The 19,167-nt window shown below is 68.6% G+C and carries 16 protein-coding genes, 2 tRNA genes, 1 other RNA gene and 2 pseudogenes; 13 read left to right on the top strand and 8 right to left on the bottom strand.

The window, feature by feature from the left end:
* Positions 1–214: 214 nt before the first annotated feature.
* Positions 215–634: a histone-like nucleoid-structuring protein Lsr2 gene (locus ACYVIP_RS27865; protein WP_460401537.1), complete on the bottom strand. Its 420-nt coding sequence runs from the start codon at positions 632–634 to the stop codon at positions 215–217.
* A gap of 432 nt (positions 635–1,066) precedes the next feature.
* Positions 1,067–1,140, bottom strand: a tRNA-Met gene (locus tag ACYVIP_RS27860).
* 1,026 nt (positions 1,141–2,166) lie between these two features.
* Here ACYVIP_RS27860 and ACYVIP_RS27855 point away from each other — a divergent pair.
* The 8 genes from ACYVIP_RS27855 (at position 2,167) to ACYVIP_RS27820 (ending at position 11,780) form a co-directional block, all read left to right on the top strand.
* Positions 2,167–2,667: a PadR family transcriptional regulator gene (locus ACYVIP_RS27855; protein ID WP_460401535.1), complete on the top strand. Its 501-nt coding sequence runs from the start codon at positions 2,167–2,169 to the stop codon at positions 2,665–2,667.
* Positions 2,668–2,713: 46 nt separating this feature from the next.
* On the top strand, positions 2,714–3,814 hold the full coding sequence (gene prfB, locus ACYVIP_RS27850; protein ID WP_460401533.1) for a peptide chain release factor 2: 1,101 nt from the start codon (positions 2,714–2,716) through the stop codon (positions 3,812–3,814).
* A gap of 116 nt (positions 3,815–3,930) precedes the next feature.
* The gene (ftsE, locus tag ACYVIP_RS27845; protein ID WP_460401531.1) at positions 3,931–4,620 is read left to right on the top strand and encodes a cell division ATP-binding protein FtsE; all 690 of its coding nucleotides are present in this window, start codon (positions 3,931–3,933) and stop codon (positions 4,618–4,620) included.
* Positions 4,621–4,678: 58 nt separating this feature from the next.
* Complete coding sequence (ftsX, locus tag ACYVIP_RS27840; RefSeq protein WP_460401529.1) at positions 4,679–5,581, top strand: permease-like cell division protein FtsX; 903 nt, start codon at positions 4,679–4,681, stop codon at positions 5,579–5,581.
* A 30-nt stretch (positions 5,582–5,611) separates the two neighbouring features.
* Positions 5,612–6,088 (top strand): SsrA-binding protein SmpB, encoded by a 477-nt coding sequence (gene smpB / locus ACYVIP_RS27835; RefSeq protein ID WP_460401527.1) that lies wholly within the window; start codon positions 5,612–5,614, stop codon positions 6,086–6,088.
* A 3-nt stretch (positions 6,089–6,091) separates the two neighbouring features.
* Positions 6,092–7,000: an amidohydrolase family protein gene (locus ACYVIP_RS27830; RefSeq protein ID WP_460401525.1), complete on the top strand. Its 909-nt coding sequence runs from the start codon at positions 6,092–6,094 to the stop codon at positions 6,998–7,000.
* A 48-nt stretch (positions 7,001–7,048) separates the two neighbouring features.
* Entirely contained in the window at positions 7,049–9,433 is a 2,385-nt protein-coding gene (gene lon, locus ACYVIP_RS27825; protein WP_460401523.1) for an endopeptidase La, read from the top strand.
* 88 nt (positions 9,434–9,521) lie between these two features.
* Positions 9,522–11,780, top strand: coding sequence for a P-loop NTPase fold protein (locus tag ACYVIP_RS27820; protein WP_460401521.1), 2,259 nt, complete (start codon positions 9,522–9,524; stop codon positions 11,778–11,780).
* Here ACYVIP_RS27820 and ACYVIP_RS27815 read toward each other — a convergent pair.
* The 3 genes from ACYVIP_RS27815 to ACYVIP_RS27805 form a co-directional block, all read right to left on the bottom strand.
* A complete protein-coding gene (locus ACYVIP_RS27815; RefSeq protein ID WP_460401519.1) occupies positions 11,746–12,390 on the bottom strand; it encodes a response regulator transcription factor in 645 nt (214 codons plus the stop codon). The two genes, ACYVIP_RS27820 and ACYVIP_RS27815, sit on opposite strands and share 35 nt — an antisense overlap.
* Positions 12,378–13,460, bottom strand: a complete 1,083-nt coding sequence (locus ACYVIP_RS27810) for a sensor histidine kinase (protein WP_460401595.1) — start codon at positions 13,458–13,460, stop codon at positions 12,378–12,380. Before ACYVIP_RS27810 ends, ACYVIP_RS27815 begins: the two co-directional genes overlap by 13 nt.
* Before the next feature lie 143 nt (positions 13,461–13,603).
* Positions 13,604–14,299 (bottom strand): sensor domain-containing protein, encoded by a 696-nt coding sequence (locus ACYVIP_RS27805; protein ID WP_460401517.1) that lies wholly within the window; start codon positions 14,297–14,299, stop codon positions 13,604–13,606.
* Positions 14,300–14,471: 172 nt separating this feature from the next.
* Here ACYVIP_RS27805 and ssrA point away from each other — a divergent pair.
* Positions 14,472–14,846, top strand: a transfer-messenger RNA (tmRNA) gene (ssrA, locus tag ACYVIP_RS27800).
* A gap of 372 nt (positions 14,847–15,218) precedes the next feature.
* On the opposite strand, the pseudogene ACYVIP_RS27795 reads toward ssrA, so the two are convergent.
* Positions 15,219–15,368: pseudogene (locus tag ACYVIP_RS27795) on the bottom strand (TetR/AcrR family transcriptional regulator); the annotation flags it as partial.
* Between ACYVIP_RS27795 and ACYVIP_RS27790 the strand changes: the two are divergent.
* The 3 genes from ACYVIP_RS27790 (at position 15,358) to ACYVIP_RS27780 (ending at position 17,100) form a co-directional block, all read left to right on the top strand.
* The gene (locus ACYVIP_RS27790) at positions 15,358–15,732 is read left to right on the top strand and encodes an SDR family NAD(P)-dependent oxidoreductase (protein WP_460401515.1); all 375 of its coding nucleotides are present in this window, start codon (positions 15,358–15,360) and stop codon (positions 15,730–15,732) included. The pseudogene ACYVIP_RS27795 and the gene ACYVIP_RS27790 sit on opposite strands and share 11 nt — an antisense overlap.
* A gap of 72 nt (positions 15,733–15,804) precedes the next feature.
* Positions 15,805–16,293, top strand: a complete 489-nt coding sequence (locus tag ACYVIP_RS27785; protein ID WP_460401593.1) for a MauE/DoxX family redox-associated membrane protein — start codon at positions 15,805–15,807, stop codon at positions 16,291–16,293.
* Between the two features lie 3 nt (positions 16,294–16,296).
* Entirely contained in the window at positions 16,297–17,100 is an 804-nt protein-coding gene (locus ACYVIP_RS27780; protein WP_460401513.1) for a DsbA family protein, read from the top strand.
* A gap of 2 nt (positions 17,101–17,102) precedes the next feature.
* Here ACYVIP_RS27780 and ACYVIP_RS27775 read toward each other — a convergent pair whose 3' ends face one another.
* Positions 17,103–18,431 carry a phenylacetate--CoA ligase family protein gene (locus ACYVIP_RS27775; protein ID WP_460401511.1) on the bottom strand — a complete coding sequence of 443 codons (1,329 nt, stop codon included), beginning with the start codon at positions 18,429–18,431 and terminating at the stop codon, positions 17,103–17,105.
* A 110-nt stretch (positions 18,432–18,541) separates the two neighbouring features.
* Between ACYVIP_RS27775 and ACYVIP_RS27770 the strand changes: the two genes are divergently transcribed.
* Positions 18,542–18,614 (top strand) — tRNA-Ala (locus tag ACYVIP_RS27770).
* A gap of 324 nt (positions 18,615–18,938) precedes the next feature.
* On the opposite strand, the pseudogene ACYVIP_RS27765 reads toward ACYVIP_RS27770, so the two are convergent.
* A pseudogene (locus ACYVIP_RS27765) lies at positions 18,939–19,062 on the bottom strand (IS982 family transposase); the annotation flags it as partial.
* Positions 19,063–19,167: the final 105 nt, after the last annotated feature.

Below are 19,167 nucleotides of genomic sequence, written 5' to 3'. Positions count from 1 at the left end.
GTGGCCTGCCGGCCTTGGTTGGCGAAAGGTCCGGTAAACGAAGAACGCCCCCTCGACTGTCGAGGGGGCGTTCTCACTTAAAGGTCCTCGCGCCCTGCGGCGACAGCGGGCAGGGAGCCTGTTCATCTACTGTGGACACTCAGCTGGGCGGCTGAGGTGCCACGGTGGGCCGCCGAGGGTGCGGACGATCGTGTCAGCCGCCGGTCTGGCCGCGTCAGGCCTTCTTCGCCCTCGGACGACGCTTGCTGGTGGACTTGGCCGCCGCTGCGGTCTTCACCTTCGGCTTGTCCTCGGCCTGGGCCGCCTTGTACGCCTCGACGACGTGCGAGGGGATTCGTCCCCGGCCGGCCAGCTCGAAACCGTTCTCCTGCGCCCATTCGCGGATCTGGCCCGCTTCGTTGGCGCTGGCGGCCTTGCTGCCGGTGGCGGGCTTGGTGCCCCGCTTGATCCGACCGCCAATTCGGCGCGCGGAATCGACGTACGACGCCAGGCTCTCCCGCAGCTGCTCGGCGTTGTCATCCGTCAAATCGATCTCGTAGCTGACGCCATCAAGACCGAACAGGACCGTGGTGACGTCCTGCGAACTCGTCCCATCAAGATCATCGACGAGCTGAACCAGTACCTTCTGAGCCATTCGGCTGCTCCCTACGACCGCCGCACACGAACATTCGTGCACACCCGTTGGTTTGTGACGGAACAGTAGCAAAGATGCCGTCTCAAGGTTGAAACGAACCTCTGAGGTGCGATGTTCGCAGCGCCGCAGAAGGGGGTGGTCTCAGCCGGCTGTTCCTAAGTGATAGGCCCCTGGGCGTCGCGCGGTCCGGCAAACGATAAGGCGGCACAGATGCCCAGGTAACGCTTTTGTTCGAGCCCTTTACACCCGTCCGGCGTAAGGGCTCGCCGATATCCTGCCCGGCCGCGCTGAGACCGTCCACACCGGATCTGCCCAAGGCCGGATTCAAGTAGTGTGACGCTGGTTACGCAGCGCCGTCGACCAGGTGAGCATCGGAGTCGCCGCAAGGAAAACGCCCCCTCGAGGATCTCGAGGGGGCGTTCGCCTATCTAGTAGCGGGGACAGGATTCGAACCTGCGACCTCTGGGTTATGAGCCCAGCGAGCTACCGAGCTGCTCCACCCCGCGGTGTTGTAAGGAGAACTATACAGCCGTTCGAAAGTGCCTGAACGGCACCCCCCGTTACGGATGAATGGCCTGGTGGCGGGCCGTGTGGCGCCATCGCGGGCGCTCGTGCCGCCGGCCGCCCGATGTGCGCAGGACCGGTGATCCCACCCGCGCCGAGGTCGTCGATCCGCTTCGGCGGGGAGCGCGGCCGGTCCGCTCGCGCGGCGGCGGCCCGGTCGCCGCCGCGCCACAGCTGTGGCGCGCGGGCACATCGTCGATTCGTTCAGGCGCTGAACGTGATAGTCCCAGTGGGACCATGCGGACCAGTGTCCTGTCCGCATCCGGCGCAGATCCTTCGCCCGGCCGGTTGTCCGGCGGTGCCGAAGGCGCGTTCGAGGTGAATTATTCAGGCCTGACGCCGATCCCGGTATTCGAGTCGGCGGACCACCCGGTGACCCCGAACTTGGCCGGGATGATGGAGATCGTCGCAGATCACCGGGGTTGTCCATGGCCCACGTCCACACAGGACAGCGGGCGCACACCGGTCGGATTGCGGCGAATGCCGTACATACGCGACTGTCTTGCCCGGGCATGGTGCGCGTGCATCCGCACGGGCGTTTCGGCGTCGGGAACGGAGATCCGCGGCGCGCAAGGGCGCGTGCGGACCACCCTGACACATGTTTACCCGGATGGAGTAGTGCCCTTTTTTCGCCGTGATCGCGCGGCTTGATCGCGGTCGAGAGGTGGCCATGATGGACGGGATCAGGGTTGAGGCAAGCGCGATCCCGGCCCGTTTTGCGGCCTTGACCTCCGGTCATCACACGATCGAGTGGGACCATCGTCGCTGGTACGACGGTCAGCGACCGGATTCTTCCTCCGATGTCCTTCGCCCGGCTAAGAATTCGCCGGCCCCTCGCTGGATCGCGAATCCCGGCGTACTGTTCGACTAGACACCCGCTCAACAGCCCCGAAAAGTCGCGATCAGCCACAGTGGACAGATCCCGGGCCACTGTGGACACCGACGCGTGTTCGTGGCACGGTGGAGAGGTGTCTGAACTGAATGCAACCGCCGCTGCCCTACTGGGTCTGCTGCACGAAGGCCCGGCCACCGGTGGACAGCTGGTTTCGGCCGCTCGCGACCGATTCGGCTCGTTCTTCAGTGTTACGCGCAGCCAGGTCTACCGCGAACTCCCGGCGCTGGCCGATGCCGGTCTGGTCCGGCTCGGAAAGCAGGGTCCCCGTTCCAGCCAGCAGTACGTGGTGACAGCCGCCGGTAAGAAGGCTTTCAAGAACTGGCTCGGCAGCGAACCCGGTCCGGATCATCTCCGTAGCCCATTGATCCTGCGGCTGGTCCACGCGAACGCGTTGACCGCGCGGCAGCGCTCCGGATTGATCGAGTCGGCCAAGAAGGTCTACGCCGAGGAGCAGGACGCGGCCAGGGCGGCGGTGAAGTCGGCGGACGATCCCTATGCCAAAGCGGTCGCCGAGTTCGGCGTCGCGCGGGCCCGTGCCGTGCTCAAACTGCTGGACTCGATCCCCACGTCCTGAATGGTCGGCGGCCGGGTTCACGCTTCGCCGAGTAGCCTCTTGAATCGTGAACCCGGACGTCGCAGCTGACCTCAATGATCTGTCCGACACCCTCGCCAGTATCGAGGCGGTGCTGGACCTGGCCGCACTGCGCTCGCAGATCGACGATCTTGAGCAGCAGGCGTCCCGGCCGGACCTGTGGGACGACCCGGAGTCGGCGCAGAAGGTGACCAGCCTGCTCTCGCACAAGCAGAGTGAGCTGCGTCGCGTTCAGGACCTGCGTTCGCGCCTCGACGACCTCAGCGTGCTCTACGAGCTCGCCGAGGAGGAGGGCTCGGCCGACGACACCGCCGACGCCGACGACGAGCGCGCCAAGCTCCGCCAGGAGATCTCCTCGCTGGAGGTCCGCACGCTGCTGTCCGGCGAGTACGACGAGCGGGACGCGCTGGTCACCATCCGCTCGGAGGCCGGCGGAGTCGACGCCGCCGACTGGGCGGAGATGCTCATGCGCATGTACCTGCGCTGGGCGGAGCGGCACGACTACCCGGTCGAGGTGTACGACACCTCCTACGCCGAGGAGGCCGGCATCAAGTCGGCCACCTTCCGGGTCTCGGCGTCCTACGCCTACGGCACGCTCTCGGTCGAGCAGGGCACCCACCGGCTCGTGCGCATCTCCCCGTTCGACAACCAGGGCCGCCGGCAGACCTCGTTCGCCGGCGTCGAGGTGCTGCCCTTCGTGGAGGCGGTCGACCACGTCGACATCCCGGAGAAGGACATCCGGATCGACGTGTTCCGCTCCTCGGGACCGGGTGGCCAGAGCGTGAACACCACCGACTCCGCGGTCCGCATCACCCACCTGCCGACCGGCATCGTGGTGTCCTGCCAGAACGAGAAGTCACAGATCCAGAACCGGGCCGCGGCCATGCGCGTCCTGCAGGCCAAGCTGCTCGAGCGCAAGCGCGTCGAGGAGCGGGCCGAGATGGACGCGCTCAAGGGCGACGGCGGCTCCAGCTGGGGCAACCAGATGCGCTCCTACGTGCTGCACCCGTACCAGATGGTCAAGGACCTGCGGACCGAGTTCGAGGTCGGCAACCCGAGCAGCGTGCTCGACGGCGAGATCGACGGGTTCGTCGAGGCGGGCATCCGCTGGCGGCGTACCCAGGCATAACCCGACATTCGGGACCAAGCGTGCCGGCTGACCGCTGGCCGCTGGATACCTGCCGTTGACCGCCAGAGCACGCCTTCACAACAGGTATATAACGGGCGGAGGTATAGTCGCGCCTCGTGATCCGGCTCGAGCACGTTTCCAAGGTGTACAAGACCTCCACGCGCCCCGCGTTGGAGGAAGTGTCCGTCGTCGTTGACAAGGGTGAATTCGTCTTCCTTATCGGCGCGTCCGGGTCCGGTAAGTCCACCTTCCTGCGCCTGTTGCTGCGCGAGGAGGTGCCCACCCGAGGCCGGGTGTACGTGGCGAACTTCGACGTCGCCAGGATGGCCCGACGCAGGGTCCCCCGCCTGCGTCAGTCCATCGGTTGCGTCTTCCAGGACTTCCGGTTGCTGAACAACAAGACGGTCGCGGAGAACGTGGCGTTCGCCCTCGAGGTCATCGGCAAGCCCCGCAACACCATCCGCAAGGTGGTGCCCGAGGTGCTGGAGCTGGTCGGCCTGGACGGCAAGGCGGCGCGCATGCCCCACGAGCTCTCCGGCGGTGAGCAGCAGCGGGTGGCGATCGCCAGGGCGTTCGTGAACCGGCCGCTGATGCTGCTGGCCGACGAGCCGACCGGAAACCTGGACCCGGACACCAGCCAGGACATCATGCTGCTGCTGGAGCGGATCAACCGCACCGGCACGACGGTGCTGATGGCCACCCATGACCACTCGATCGTCGACTCGATGCGTCGGCGTGTTGTCGAGCTCGACCTGGGTCAGGTCGTCCGCGACGACGCGCGTGGCGTCTACGGCGTCGGTCGCTAGGGCCCCGCCCCCAGGGCCCCGAACCCCCGACCGCTCAACCCAAGGACTGCTTCCCCCGATGCGTGCAAGTTTCGTGTTCAGTGAGGTCCTGACCGGCCTCCGGCGCAACGTGACGATGACCGTCGCGATGATCCTCACGACCATGATCTCGCTCGCCCTGCTCGGCGGCGGTCTCCTGCTCGTGCGAATGATCGACAACACCCAGGCGGTGTACCAGAGCGAGGTCGACGTCAACGTCAACCTCACCGCGGACATCAGCGCCAACGACAAGGAGTGCTCCTCGGAGCCGTGTGCCGGCCTGCGGGAGCGGCTGGAGGCCGACCCGGCGATCGAGTCGGTCACCTTCCGCAACCGTGACGAGGCTCTCGTGCGGTTCAAGGAGCTCTTCGAGGCCCAGCCCGAGATGCTCAAGCTGGTGCGGCCGGAGGCCCTCCCCGCGTCGTTCAACCTGCGGCTGGTCGACCCCGACCGGCCCCAGGTGATCACCCAGACCTACGCGGGCACCGTCGGCGTCGACACGATCGTCGACGAGAGCGAGTTCCTGGAGCGGCTGTTCGACGCGTTCAACGGCGTGCGGAACCTGACCTTCGCGGTCGCGCTGTTCCAGGCGATCGCGGCGTTGCTGCTGATCTCCAACACCGTGCAGGTCTCGGCGTTCACCAGACGTACCGAGGTCAACATCATGCGCCTGGTGGGCGCGACGCGGTGGTATACCCAGCTGCCCTTCCTCCTGGAGGCGGTGGTGGCCGGGTTGGTCGGCGCGGTGTTGGCCATCGGGTTGTTGGTGGCCCTCAAGCTGTGGTTCCTCGACACGGTTCTGGGCGGCGTGTTCGCCTCCGGTGTGCTGAGTCCCATCGACGGGTTGGACATCCTGTTGGTGACCCCGTGGCTGCTGCTCACCTCGATAGGTATCTCCGCGATCACCGGCTATGTGACGTTGCGCCTGTACGTGCGGCAATAACCGGGTGCGTGGGCACGTAGAGTTGTCGGCATGTCCAGGGAACGTGGCCAGAAGGTGATCGCGTCGAACCGCAAGGCTCGGCACGACTACATGATCCTGGACACCTACGAGGCCGGTGTCGCGCTTGTGGGCACCGAGGTGAAGTCGCTGCGGCTGGGTCGGGCGTCCCTTGTGGACGCCTTCGCCACCGTCGACGACGGCGAGGTGTGGCTGCGCAACCTGCACATCCCGGAGTACGTGCTCGGCACCTGGACCAACCACACGCCCCGGCGCACCCGCAAGCTGCTGCTGCACAAGAGCGAGATCCTGCGGCTGATCGGCAAGACCAAGGAGAGCGGGCTGTCGCTGGTCCCGCTGTCCATGTACTTCAAGGACGGCAAGGTCAAGATCGAGCTGGCGCTCGCGCGCGGCAAGAAGGCCTACGACAAGCGGCAGTCGCTGGCCAAGCGGGACGCCGAGCGGGAGATCTCCAAGGCGGTCGGCCGGGCACTGAAGGGCCGCCGCTGAGCCATGCGGGACGCCGAGGTGTCAGGGTTCGTCGCCGGGCTCGGCCTGCCCGGCCTGGTCGACCTGCACGTGCACTTCCTGCCGGAGTCCGTTGAGCGCAAGGTCTGGGCGTTCTTCGACCGGGCCGCCACGGAGTACGGCGGCGAGTGGCCGATCCGCTACAAGCTGCCGGTGCCCGAGCGGCTGGCGATCCTGCGTGCGCTGTCGGTGCGCACGTTCGCGCCGCTGGTCTACCCGCACAAGCCGGGTATGGCGGCCTGGCTGAACGAGTGGGTGCTCGACTTCGCCGCCAGCACGCCGGGCGCGGTGCCGACCGCCACGGTGTATCCGGAGCCCGGGGTCGCCGACTACCTGGCCAAGTCGCTCGCCGCCGGGGCCCGGTGTGTGAAGGCGCACGTGCAGGTCGGCGCGTACGACCCGCGCTCGGAGCTGCTCGATGAGGCCTGGGGGCTGCTGGCCGAGGCCGGGGTGCCGGTGGTGATCCACTGCGGGCACGGGCCGCTGCCGGGGGAGTTCACCGGGCTCGACGTGTTCGAACAGGTCCTGATCAGGCACCCGCGGTTGGTGGCGGTGCTCGCGCACGCCGGCGCGCCGGACTTCGTGGCCGCGCTCGACCTGGTCGAGCGGTACCCGAGGGTGCACCTGGACACCACCATGGTCGGGGTGCCGTTCAACGCCGACGCCGCCCCGCTGCCGCCCGACTGGGCCGCGCGCCTGGTCGGGGTCGCCGACCGGATCGCGCTGGGCACCGACTTCCCCAACATCCCCTACGAGGTCGGCGTGCAGGTGGGCGCGATCGCGTCCTGGGCCGAGGCCGACGACCGGCTGGGTGCCGACTTCCTGCGCGCGGTGCTCTACGACACCCCTCGACGGCTGCTCGCTGTGGGCGAACACGGTTCGGAAACATCCTGAGCTTCCCCCGGGTTGAGTAGGACAGACTCAACTTTGGAGGGTGTTCTCATGGCACAGTCGCTGACGCTCCCGGTGCTGCCACTGGACGACACGGTGCTGCTGCCGGGCATGGTCGTGCCGATCAGGCTGGCCGGCACCGAGGACGCGGAGGCCCGGTCCGCGGTGGAGGCCGCGCAGGCCGTGGCCGAGGCGGGAGACAAGCCGAGGGTCGTGATGGTCCCCCGGCTGGACGGCAAGTACGCCAGGGCCGGCGCGCTCGGCGTGATCGAGCAGGTCGGCCGGCTGCCGGGCGGCGAGCTCGCGGCCGTGATCCGCGGCACCGAACGGGTGCGCATCGGCGCCGGCACCACCGGGCCGGGCGCGGCGCTGTGGGTGCAGGTCGAGGTCTCGCCGGTGCCGCAGGCCGACGACCGGGCCAGGGAGCTGGCCAAGGAGTACAAGTCGCTGGTCATCACCATGCTCCAGCAGCGTGGCGCCTGGCAGGTGGTGGACTCGGTACAGCAGGAGGCCGACCCGTCGGCGCTGGCCGACCTCGCCGGCTACGCGCCCTATCTCACCGACGAGCAGAAGATCTGGCTGCTCGAGACGGCTGACGTGACCGAGCGGCTGGCCAAGCTGCTCGAATGGGGCCGCGAGCACCTGGCCGAGCTCGACGTCGCCGAGACGATCCGCAAGGACGTCCAGGACGGCATGGAGCGCCAGCAGCGCGAGTTCCTGCTGCGCCAGCAGCTCGCCGCGATCCGCAAGGAGCTGGCCGAGCTGGACGGCAAGCCGGAGTCGCAGGAGGAGGACTACCGGGCCAGGGTGGAGGCCGCCGAGCTGCCGGCGAAGGTGCACGAGGCCGCGATGTCCGAGGTGGACAAGCTGGAGCGGACCTCGGAGCAGTCCCCCGAGGTCGGCTGGATCCGCACCTGGCTGGACACGGTGTTGGAGATGCCGTGGCACACCAGGACCGAGGACGCCTACGACATCACCGGCGCGCGGGAGATCCTGGACGCCGACCACTCCGGCCTCGACGACGTGAAGGAACGGATCGTCGAGTACCTGGCGGTGCGCAAGCGGCGCGACGAGCGGGGTCTCGGCGTGGTCGGCGGGCGCCGCAGCGGCGCCGTGCTGGCGCTCGCCGGTCCGCCCGGGGTCGGCAAGACCTCGCTCGGCGAGTCGGTCGCGCGGGCGATGGGCCGCAAGTTCGTCCGGGTCGCGCTCGGCGGCGTGCGGGACGAGGCCGAGATCCGCGGCCACCGCCGCACCTACGTCGGCGCGCTGCCCGGCCGGATCGTGCGGGCCATCTCCGAGGCCGGCTCGATGAACCCGGTCGTGCTGCTCGACGAGATCGACAAGGTCGGCGCGGACTACCGGGGCGACCCGACCGCGGCGCTGCTCGAGGTGCTCGACCCCGCGCAGAACCACACCTTCCGCGACCACTACCTGGAGGTCGAACTGGACCTGTCGGACGTGGTGTTCCTGGCCACGGCCAACGTGGTGGAGTCGATCCCGGCGCCGCTGCTCGACCGGATGGAGCTGGTCACGCTCGACGGCTACACCGAGGAGGAGAAGGTCACCATCGCCGGCGACCACCTGCTCCCGCGCCAGCTCGAACGCGCCGGGCTGACCGCCGAGGAGGTCACGGTCACCGACGACGCGTTGGCGCTGATGGCCGGCGAGTACACCAGGGAGGCGGGCGTCCGGCAGTTGGAGCGGTCGATCGCACGGGTGTTGCGCAAGATCACCGCGCAGCTGGCGGTCGGCTCGGTGTCGCTGCCGCTGACCGTCGACCTGGGTGACCTGCGCGGATACCTCGGCCAGCCCCGGCACACGCCGGAGTCGGCGGAGCGCACGGCGGTGCCCGGGGTGGCCACCGGGCTCGCGGTCACCGGCGCCGGCGGGGACGTGCTGTTCGTCGAGGCCTCGGTGGCCTCGAAGGACTCCGGCGCGACCGGCGTCACGCTGACCGGCCAGCTCGGCGACGTGATGAAGGAGTCGGCGCAGATCGCGCTGTCGTACCTGCGCTCGCACGGTGCGGCGCTCGGGGTGCCGGTCGACCAGCTCGCCGAGCGCGGGGTGCACGTGCACGTGCCGGCCGGTGCGGTGCCCAAGGACGGCCCGTCGGCCGGGGTCACGATGACCACGGCGCTGGCCTCGCTGCTGTCGAACCGTCCGGTGCGCGCGGACGTGGCGATGACCGGTGAGGTGTCGCTGACCGGCCGGGTACTGCCGATCGGTGGGGTGAAGCAGAAGCTGCTCGCTGCCCACCGGGCCGGCATCACGACGATCGTGCTGCCCAAGCGCAACGAGGCCGACCTGGACGACGTGCCGGACGTGGTGCTCGACGAGCTGACCGTGCACCTGGCGACCGACGTCCGCGAGGTGCTGGACGTCGCGCTGGCGCCGGCGGCCGAGACGGCGGAGGCCGCGGCGACCATCGCCGCCTGAGCGCGAGGAGGGCCGGGACCTTGTCCCGGCCCTTCTTTGTTGCCGTGAACAGGTTCCGCGTCCGGGCGTGATCCTCGACGATGGTCCGGTGAGCAGACCGACCGCCGACACCACCGCCGCCGCGGAGTCCTGGCTGCGTTCCGAGCGGGACCTGCAGTCGCTGCTCGACGAGGCGCTGGAGTTCGACGAGATCGACGAGGTGCTGTCGGCGGAGGACATTCCGCGCGCCGAGGCCCGCGCGGTCATCCTGGAGGACCCGAACGTCCTGGCGGCGTTGCGCACCACCCGCGAGTGGTGGAAGGCGTTGCTGGAGCGGTCGGATCAGGAACCCGGTCTCGGCCTGCGGTCGCGACGGATGAGGCAGGCGCTGCCGGTCGCGCGCATGGCGGTGGCCGCTGTGGCGATCGTGGTCTATGTGCTGTTGTCGATCGCCGTCGCCGACGTCACGCCGCTGTGGGTGAAGGTGTTCACGGCGTTCGGTTTCCTCGGTACGGCGGGCTTCGCGGTCGGGCTGGTCGCCGAGGACCTGTGGCGGGCCGCGGGCACCGACACCAGGAACCGGTCGGCCTGGCGGTCCTACGCGCTCGACGAGGTCATCGTGCCTCGGCTGCTCCAGTTTCTCGACGAGCGTCGCGGCCCCGACTACGGCACGACACTGACGCTGGAGCGGGTGCACGATCTGTACCGGGACACCGACGACGCCCCGGTCATCATCACCGCCGCCGGCCGGCGACTATGGCGCGTCCTTGAGCGGTCCACTTCGGACGCGGTGGCCATCGCCGGGTACCGGGGCATGGGCAAGACGACGGCGATCCGCGCGGCGGGTGCCGGCATGTTCAGCGACCCGAGTGCGCCGCCGCCGATGCGGATCATCGCCTCGGCGCCGTCCCGGTATGACGCCCGGGACTTCCTGCTGCACCTGCACGCGATGCTCGCCAAACAGGTGATCGCGACCACCGACAGTCTGCTGTGGCTGCCGCGACTGGCGTGGCGGTGGACCGGGCGCGCGACGCTCGCCCTGGCTGTCGCGGCGGCGGGGTACCTGACGGGTTTGTTCTGGCTCGCGTTCCTGCTTGATGGCCGGCCGTTCGAGGAGTTCCTCACCCGCCTGTGGACGTTCCTCCATCCCGGTTTCGTCGGGGAGCTGATGAACGTCTTCGACGGCGGCGCACCGACGAACCTGCCACTGACCACGCCCGCCATAGCGGTCGTGATACTTGCGCTGAGTTCGGTGCTGGTGCTGGTCGCCGGACTGCTGAGGTGGCCGGTTGGCGTGGTCGTTCGGCGCCTGTTGGCAGCCGCGAATCCAGAGGTGGCCGGGTTACGTGCCGAGGCGCTGCGCCAGTTCGACCGGATCCGGTTCCTGCAGACCTACACCAGCGGCTGGTCGGGCAAGGTCGGCCTGCCCTTCGCCGGCTCCGATGTCGGCTGGACCCGAGGCAGCCAACGCGCGGAACAACAGCTCACCCACCCGGAGGTGGTCGAGGCGTTCCGGAAGTTCGCCGGGCAGGCGGCCAGTGTGCTCGTCAGTGCGGGCGCCATCGAGCGGATCGTGATCGCCGTCGACGAGTTGGACAAGATCGCCGAGCCGGACAGGGCGAACGAGTTCGTCAACGACATCAAGGGGATCTTCGGGGTCGATGGGTGCCTGTTCCTGGTCGCGGTGTCCGAGGACGCGATGTCGGCGTTCGAGCGGCGCGGGATCCCGGTCCGCGACGAGTTCGACAGCGCGTTCTCCGAGATGGTGCGGCTGGAGCCGTTCACGGTGGCGGAGAGCCGACGGTGGATGAGCAGGCGGCTGCTCGGGCTGCAGGTGCCGTTCAGCTGCCTGTGTCACTGCCTGTCCGGTGGCCTGCCGCGAGACCTCCGCCGCAGCACCATTCACCTGATCGACACCCTGCGGGAGACCGACGCGCGTGACCTGGAGTCGGTGGCCGCGCTGATGGTCCGCCGGGAGCTGGCCGGCAAGGCGCACGCGTTCGCCGCGGCCGTCCGCCGGCTCGACGACAGCCCCGAGGTCACCGCCCACCTCACCGACCTGGTGGGGATCGCGCACGCGCACACCCCGGCGGACCTGGTCGACCTGGCCGCCCGGCTCGCGCCCGACGAGAGTTCCGCGCTGCCGAGGACGCGGTGGCAGAGCGCGTGTTTCGTGCTGTTCTGCGCCACCGTGCTGGAGGTGTTCACCAACGACCTCACCGAGTCCGGCCTGGCGAGGGGGATCGAGCTGCTCGGCTCGGCCAGGGCCCAGCTGGCCGTGGACCCGCACGTCGCCTGGCGGATGGTCGGTGACGTGCGGGACCGGTATGCGGCTATCCCCGTTCCAGGAAGGTCAGCACCGCCCTGACGCGGCGGTGTTCCTCGGAGCTCGGTTCGAGGCCGAGCTTGGAGAAGATGTTGCCGACGTGCTTTTCCACGGCGCCGTCGGAGACGGTCAGCGACTTGGCGATCGCCACGTTCGTCAGGCCCTGGGCCATCAGGCCCAACACCTCGCGTTCGCGCGGGGTCAGCACGTCGATCGGGTTTCGTCGACCTCGTGCCATCAGCTGCGCGATCACCTCCTGGTCGATGCACGTGCCGCCGCCGGCGACCCGGTGCACCGCGTCCACGAACTCCGCGACGTCGGCCACCCGCTCCTTGAGCAGATAGCCGACCCCGCCCGCGCCGCCGGACAGCAGCTCGACGGCGTAGCGCTCCTCGACGTACTGGGACAGCACCAGCACCGGCAGGCCGGGCAGCTGCTCGCGGGCCCGCAGCGCGGCGCGCAGACCCTCGTCGGTGAACGTCGGCGGCATCCGCACGTCGACGATGGCCAGGTCGGGGCGGTGTTCACTGAGCGCGACCAGCAGCGCCTCACCGTCCTCGACCGCGGCGACGGTCTCGATGTTCTCGTCGGCCAGCAGACGCTGGATCCCGGCACGCAGCAGTACGGAGTCCTCCGCGATCACCACGTGCACGGCAGGTCCGCCCGGATAATTGTCGGCCCACCGACGGGGCTCACCACGGTCATCACGCCGTCAATCGTGGCAGCCCGGTCGGCGAGGCCGGCAAGGCCTCCACCCGACTGCAGCGACGCGCCGCCGATCCCGTTGTCGGTGATCTCCACGATCACCTGGTCGCCGCTCGGCCGCTCCTCCCGCCAGGCGTTGACCTTGGCCACGGTGGCGCCGGAGTACTTGGCGAGGTTGGTCAGCGACTCGCCGACGATGAAGTAGGCCGTGCTCTCCACCGCGGCCGGCGGCCGGGGGTCGATCTCCACATGCACGTCGACCGGGATCGGGCACTTCGCGGCCAGCGACGAGAGCGCCGCGTCCAGCCCGCGGTCGCCGAGCACTGCCGGGTAGATGCCGCGAGCCAGGTCGCGCAGTTCGGAGACCGCGAGCTTCGCGTCCACGTGCGCCTCGTCGATCAGGGTCTGCGCGCCCTGCGGGTCGGCGGCCATCTTGGCCTTGGCCCGGCCAAGGCCCATGGCGACGGCCACCAGCCGCTGCTGGGCGCCGTCGTGCAGGTCGCGTTCGATGCGCCTGCGCTCGGCCTCGGCCGCGTCCACGCCACGGGCCCGGGAGGCCTGCAGGTGCTCGGCCTTCTCGGTGAGCTGCTGGTTCTCGTCCGGCCCGAGCAGTGCCCTGGCCAGCATGATGTGCAGCGAGGCGACGACGGGCAGGACGAACAGCCCGATCGGCAGCAGGATGATCCCCGCGATGCCCAGCGCGAACTCGACGACGTGCAGCGGGAAGGTGATCAGCAGGTAGGCCAGCTCGCGCCACATCTGCGGGTGCAGCAGCCGGTTGGTGTAGCGGCGCAGGAACGAGCCGGAGGTGTCGTGTTCGACCTTCGGGGCGGGGATGTGCACGCCGAGGGTCGAGCGGATCAGCGCACGGGAGGCCTTGGCGTAGCTGCCGATCAGGAAGGTCGTGGCCAGCAGGATGGGCAGCCCGACCCAGATGACCAGCGTGCCGACGCCGACCGCGAACAGCGTGACGATCATGATGAAGCTGGACAGGCTCAGCGGGAACCCGGCCAGCATGAAGCCGGCGGACTTGAGACCACGCTGCACCAGCGACGGTTCGGTGTCATCGTCGGTGCTGGTCGTGTCGGGAGGAGATGGAGCCACGTACTCAGCATCCCGCTCGGCCGGCTCCGGCACCAGGTACAGGGGCTCCGGGCTGGTCATCGGGTCACTGGCGCGGTGGTGGACCAGTCGATGACGCCGGCGGTGTCGAGGGTGTGCAGGCGGTCGATGCGCTGGACGCTCGGGCCGAGCATGGCGCGGGCGAAGCGGGCGTGCAGCGTGCCCAGCCGCCTGGTCAGGGCGATCGCGATGGCCAGGGCCAGGACGCCGAGCGCGGCCCAGGGGAGGGTCTCGGCCCAGGTGTCGACCCGCAGGAAGTCGTTGTTCCAGAGGGTCGGGTACCAGTCGCCCGGCAGCCACCAGTAGTTGGCGGGCAGCAACAGCAGCCACACGCTGGTCGCCCACGAGGTGATCATGATCGTGAACTCGGCGATGCCGATCGGCAGCATGAGCAGGTGGTAGACCATGTCCTTGTAGGTGGCCGGGTCCTTGAACCGGGCGCCGATCGCCCGGCCGAGGCCGGCGTCGGCCGGCGGGCGGTAGGGGCTGGCGATGTAGGTGCCGAGCATGGCGTGCACCCGCATCCGCTCCAGCGTGGCCGCGCCCCGCCAGGCCAGGGTGGCCACCGCGAGGATGGGCAGACCGACCCAGATGATGACGGTGCTCACCCCGACCGCGGTGCACGTGACGACGAACACGAACGACGCGATGCCGATCGGCAGGTTCATCAGCAGGTAGGCGAGCGAGCCAAGCAGGGGCGGGTCGGGCCGGGTGCCGTCACGTTCGGTGGTCATCGTCGGTCTCCTTCGTCGCGGTGCGGTACTAGCCTCTCCTCGAAGGGGTGGTGGGGACCATGGGGTAGTCCGCACAGTTCGGGGTGGGGTTTTCCCTACCCCCGGGGCGGACGTAACCGGGATGACCAGCTGGCCGCGGGGCGTTAGACTGACGGTGGTTGATCCACGACGAGGGGGTGAACGGTTTCGACTCTGGACGTTGATTCAGGGGAAGCGTGCAGGTGCAGGCGGAGGGCCACCTAAAGCGTCGCCGCAAACCAATATGCGCCAAGGTTAATTCCAAGGCCGACGTCGCACTCGCCGCCTGAGCGAGTCGTGACGTCTGTCGGCCCGGGGTCGCCTCCGACCCGGTCTGCCGGCATCAGCTAGGAGGCTTACTGCCACGAGTCGGCCGCGGACTTGTGGCAGGACACTCACAGCGGCTGGGCCCGTCACATCGGCTAGTTCACGTGACCGGTGGGGCCGAGTAGAGGCACAGTGAGCTGCGCACGGAGAAGCCCTGATGAGGCGACAGAGGACCCGGGTTCGATTCCCGGCACCTCCACAGCCTTCGGCCGCCCCTGCTCGGTTGCTTCGCAACCTCGCCGGGGCGGCCGTCATTATGTTGGGGGGCCGAGCCCCCCAAACCCCCCACGGTGCGAGTGGTTGCTGACCCGGCGTTCTTGCGTTCTTGCGGGCTGGGTTGGGGGCAGGTGGACGTGTCTGCGGGGGTGACGTTGGTGGTTGCGCTGATGGTGAGGCGGCCGGGTGGGTGTGACGGGTCGGGGTAGGTCGTCGCGGCTTCGTGCAGGATGTGGGTGAAGGCGGCGTGGGCGGTGGGTTCCTCGGTGAGGGCTTTGCTGACGAAGGCGCCGGTGGGGACTGGGCGTAGGCGTGTACTACCTCTTTGAACAGGGACTCCTTGTTTGCCGAAGGTGGTGTACAGGCTGCCTGGCTTTATGCCCATCGCGTCGGTCAGCTCGCTGATGGAGGTGGCCTCGTAGCCGCGTTCCCAGAACAGGTGTGTGGCGGCCAGGGCGGTGGCGCGTTCGGGTCGACGATCGTGGGGTGGACAGCCGTTGGATGGCAAGGTCGCGCTGGTTGCTGGGGGGAGCAGGGGGATAGGGCGGGCGTTCGCAGTTCGGGCGCCGCTTGGCGACGTGGCCGGGTTGTGGGAGCTGTTCGATGCGGGGGTTGGTGAGCATGTGTCTGGTGGGGGCGTGGACATCATCGTCAACAACGCCGGGATCACCAGCGGTTCCGATCTCGCCGCGCTGACCGAGGAGGAGTTCGACGTGCTGTTCGCGGTGAACGTGCGGGCGCCGTTCTTCGTTGTTGGGGAGGGGCTCAGGCGGTTGCGGGATGGCGGGCGGATCGTGGCGTTCCTCGCGTCGGACGATGGTCGATGGGTGGCGGGGAGGGTGATCGACGCCACCGGCGGCGTCGGGTTGTGAGACTCGGGTCGGTTGCCGCGCGGTTTTGGGCGTTTCGGTAGCGTTTGGGGTGTGGGGCGGCCGGGTGTGCGTGTGCTTGATGGGGTGGGCACGCTGGTGCGGCTTGGGTTGGGCGGGGTGTGGCTGGTCTCCGGGGCGGTCAAGGTCAGTGATCTCAACCAGGCCTATGTGGCGGTGCAGGCCTATGAGGTGTTGCCGTCCTCGGTGGTGAGTGTGGTCGCCGCGGCGGTGCCCTTTCTTGAGCTGGCGCTCGGGGTTCTGCTGGTCGTCGGGCTTGGGGTGCGGGTGAGCGCGGTGGTGTCGGCGGTCGTGCTGGTGGCGTTCATCGTGGCGGTCGCGCAGGCGTGGGCGCGTGGGCTGAGCATCGACTGCGGGTGTTTCGGTGGCGGTGGGCAGGTGGCGCCCGGGGAGACCGCGTATCCGGAGGAGATCGCGCGGGATGTGGGGTTTCTGGTGCTGGCGGGGTGGTTGGTGGTGCGGCCGCGCAGCGCGTTGTCGCTGGATGGTTGGCTGACCGGGAACAAACGGGCGGAACCGGTCGACGCGCAGGGAAGGACTTGAGCTGTGGGTGGAGCTGAACGCAGCGCGCGCCGGAAGCGGCAGGCGCAGACGGCGGGGACGGGGCGTGCGCCTACGGCGGCGGCGCCGAAGCGGCCGCCGGTCGACCGCAAGAAGATCATCATCGGGGCGGTCGTCGTGCTCGTGTTGGTCGGCGCGGTGGTGGGCGGGGTTATCTACACGAACAACCAGAAGAACGCGACCGAGGGGCAGACGATCGCGGTCGTCGAGGTGGACGCCTCGTACCAGGTGCGGCGCGACGATGCCGTGGTGGTGGTCGGCGAGGACACCGCGAAGGTGACGTTGGACGTGTACGAGGATTTTCTGTGTCCGGCGTGCCGGGGGTTCGAGGACAGCTACGGGCGCGACATCGAGCAGCACGTCGAGGACGGCACGGTGCGGGTGCGGTACCACATGTTGCCGATGCTCAACGGCATGTCCGACCCGGAGGGATATTCCGCGGAGTCCGCGAACGCCGGGCTGTGCGCGGCGGACGCGGGGGAGTTCCCCGGGTTCCACCTGAGCCTGTTCGGCGCGCAGCCGGCGGAGGGCGCGCGCGGCTGGGACAACCAACAGCTCATCCAGCTCGGCCAGGGACTGGGCATCACGTCCCCATCCTTCAAGTCCTGTGTGGACAGTGGCGAACATGACAGTCTCATCGCGACACACTTCGAAGAGGTCAAGAAAACCGGTTACCTGCAACAGGATGTCGACGGCGAGAAGCGGTTCGGCACCCCGACGCTCGCCGCCGACGAGAAGGTCGTCGATCTCGGCGACGAGAAGTGGCTGGAGAAGTTGGTCGACGCCTAGCGTCACCCGATCCCGGCCAGCGGCGGTTCTCCCTCGGTCCAACTGGCGAACCGCCGCGCCTTGCCGACCTCGGTCCTCGGCACGCTGCCCGGCGCCAGGACGTGCACCGCACAGGAGATCCCCAACCGCTCGCGCAACGCGACGACCAGCTCCTCGCCAAGCGACCCAGGGTCGGCGATCGCCGGCTCCACCGCCACCCGCAACTCCGGCCTAGCCACGACCCGCCGATCCTCGACGACGAGGTAGTGCGGACTGACCCGCTCGTCGGCGAGCAACACGGCCTCGATCTCGGTTGGAAAGACGTTCACCCCACGGACGACGAGCATGTCGTCGGTGCGGCCGAGGATTTTCGACATCCGGCGCAGGGTGCGCGGTGCGCCCGGCACCGGCCCGGCGAGGGTGGCGACGTCTCCCGTGCGGTACCGGAGCAGCGGCATGCCGGTCTTGGTAAGCGTGGTGAACACGAGTTCGCCAGGAGTGCCGTCCGCCACCGATTGCCCGTTCGAGTCAACCGCCTCCACCAGGAAGTGATCCTCCGCGACGTTCAGCAGCCCCTCGGAGTCAAGCGACTCGCAGGCGACTCCCGGCCCGATGATCTCGGACAGGCCGTAGATGTCGAGCGCACGCAGCCCGAGGAGGTTTTCGATCTTGGCACGCATCTCGTTGGTCCAGGATTCCGCGCCGAACAGGCCAGCCCGCAGGCTGTCAACCCGAAGATCGCCGGCGGCCATGGCCTCCGCCAGAAAGATCGCGTACGAGGGCGTACAGGTGAGAATGTCCGGCCGAAGATCCACCAGCAGGCGAAGCTGCCGATCCGTCATCCCACCCGAAAGAGGGACGACCGTGGCGCCGAGCCGCATACCGCCGTGGTGGACGCCGAGACCGCCGGTAAACAGGCCGTAGCCGTACGCGTTGTGAATGGTGCTCTGCCGGGTGGCGCCGGCACCACCGAGCGCCCGAGCCATGACAGACGCCCAAATACCGACGTCCTGAGCCGTGTAGGGAATGAGCGTGGGCCGGCCACCAGTGCCCGACGAGCCGTGGATGCAGACGATGTCCTCGGCGCGGGCGGCCCGCAGGCCGTGCGGATAGTGCTCCCAGAGGTCACCCTTGGTGACCATAGGTAGCCGATGGAGGTCATCCAAGGTGAGCTCGTCGCTGTGAGTGATGCCCTGATCGGTGAGCCGGGCGGCCTGCAGCCCGCCGGCGGCGAGCAACCGACCAACGAGCCCGCGGAGACGGCGCTGCTGCACCTCCCACCGCTGGTCAGGGCTGATTCCCTCAGCGTCAGGTTCGACTAGCGGCACACCCACAACACCGTCGGCGATCACGGACCCGGTGTAGCACGGAGGGGTCGGCGAGGGAACCACCAACCCGATTGCGTCCATGGTCGGTGGATCAGGTAGTTTGTACTGGCGCGGCCGAGAGGCTGTGTGGGTATGGGGCTGTAGCGCAGCTGGTAGCGCACCACACTGGCAGTGTGGGGGTCAGGGGTTCGAACCCCCTCAGCTCCACAGATGTAAAGGACCCGTTGACTCTGCGATTGATGCAGGTCAGCGGGTCTTTTTGTGATCTTGAACCTCTGTCCCAAGTGGACTCACGGGCATGTCGGGCAGGCGGTCCTGGAGCAAATGTGGAGCAGGGTCATGATCGTCGCGAAATGGGGTCAACGGTCTGCTCCAGATAGCAGTGCTATCCACTTCGCCGCGAAGGTCGCGTTTTCGAGGTCGTTGGCGGTCGCTTTCTGCGACCTGCGTCTGCCGGCGATGCTGCCGTCTCTGACGATTACTAATACCGTGTCAGGTCGGAACGCCAACGCCTCTACCTGGGGCAGGCTTGTAGAGCTTCAGACCCCAACGGAACCGGGAATGTGACGCGCAGTAGCCGTAGCCCGCGTGTCCGGCCAGGTCGGAGCGCTTTACCGTCTCCCTCGACCTGCCACAGGGCACCGGGGGTCACGTCGGTCATCCACAGATCATCGAACCAGGACGAACAGCACGCGGCGAGAGTGATGGTCGCCTTGCACAGCAACACCCACCGCCCGCACATCCAGAGGCTCGGACGAAA

It is taken from the genome of Actinophytocola sediminis (assembly GCF_054779715.1).
Note: the sequence above shows the minus strand (reverse complement) of the source record. Positions and strands in the feature narration are given on the sequence as shown.

Coding starts and splice junctions, on each gene's coding strand:
- ftsX (WP_460401529.1), top strand. CDS start 4,679: ATGCGTGCAAGTTTCGTGTTCAGTGAGGTCCTGACCGGCCTCCGGCGC.
- ACYVIP_RS27865 (WP_460401537.1), bottom strand. CDS start 634: ATGGCTCAGAAGGTACTGGTTCAGCTCGTCGATGATCTTGATGGGACG.
- ACYVIP_RS27810 (WP_460401595.1), bottom strand. CDS start 13,460: ATGCTGGCCGGGTTCCCGCTGAGCCTGTCCAGCTTCATCATGATCGTC.
- lon (WP_460401523.1), top strand. CDS start 7,049: ATGGCACAGTCGCTGACGCTCCCGGTGCTGCCACTGGACGACACGGTG.
- smpB (WP_460401527.1), top strand. CDS start 5,612: ATGTCCAGGGAACGTGGCCAGAAGGTGATCGCGTCGAACCGCAAGGCT.
- ACYVIP_RS27805 (WP_460401517.1), bottom strand. CDS start 14,299: ATGACCACCGAACGTGACGGCACCCGGCCCGACCCGCCCCTGCTTGGC.
- ACYVIP_RS27830 (WP_460401525.1), top strand. CDS start 6,092: ATGCGGGACGCCGAGGTGTCAGGGTTCGTCGCCGGGCTCGGCCTGCCC.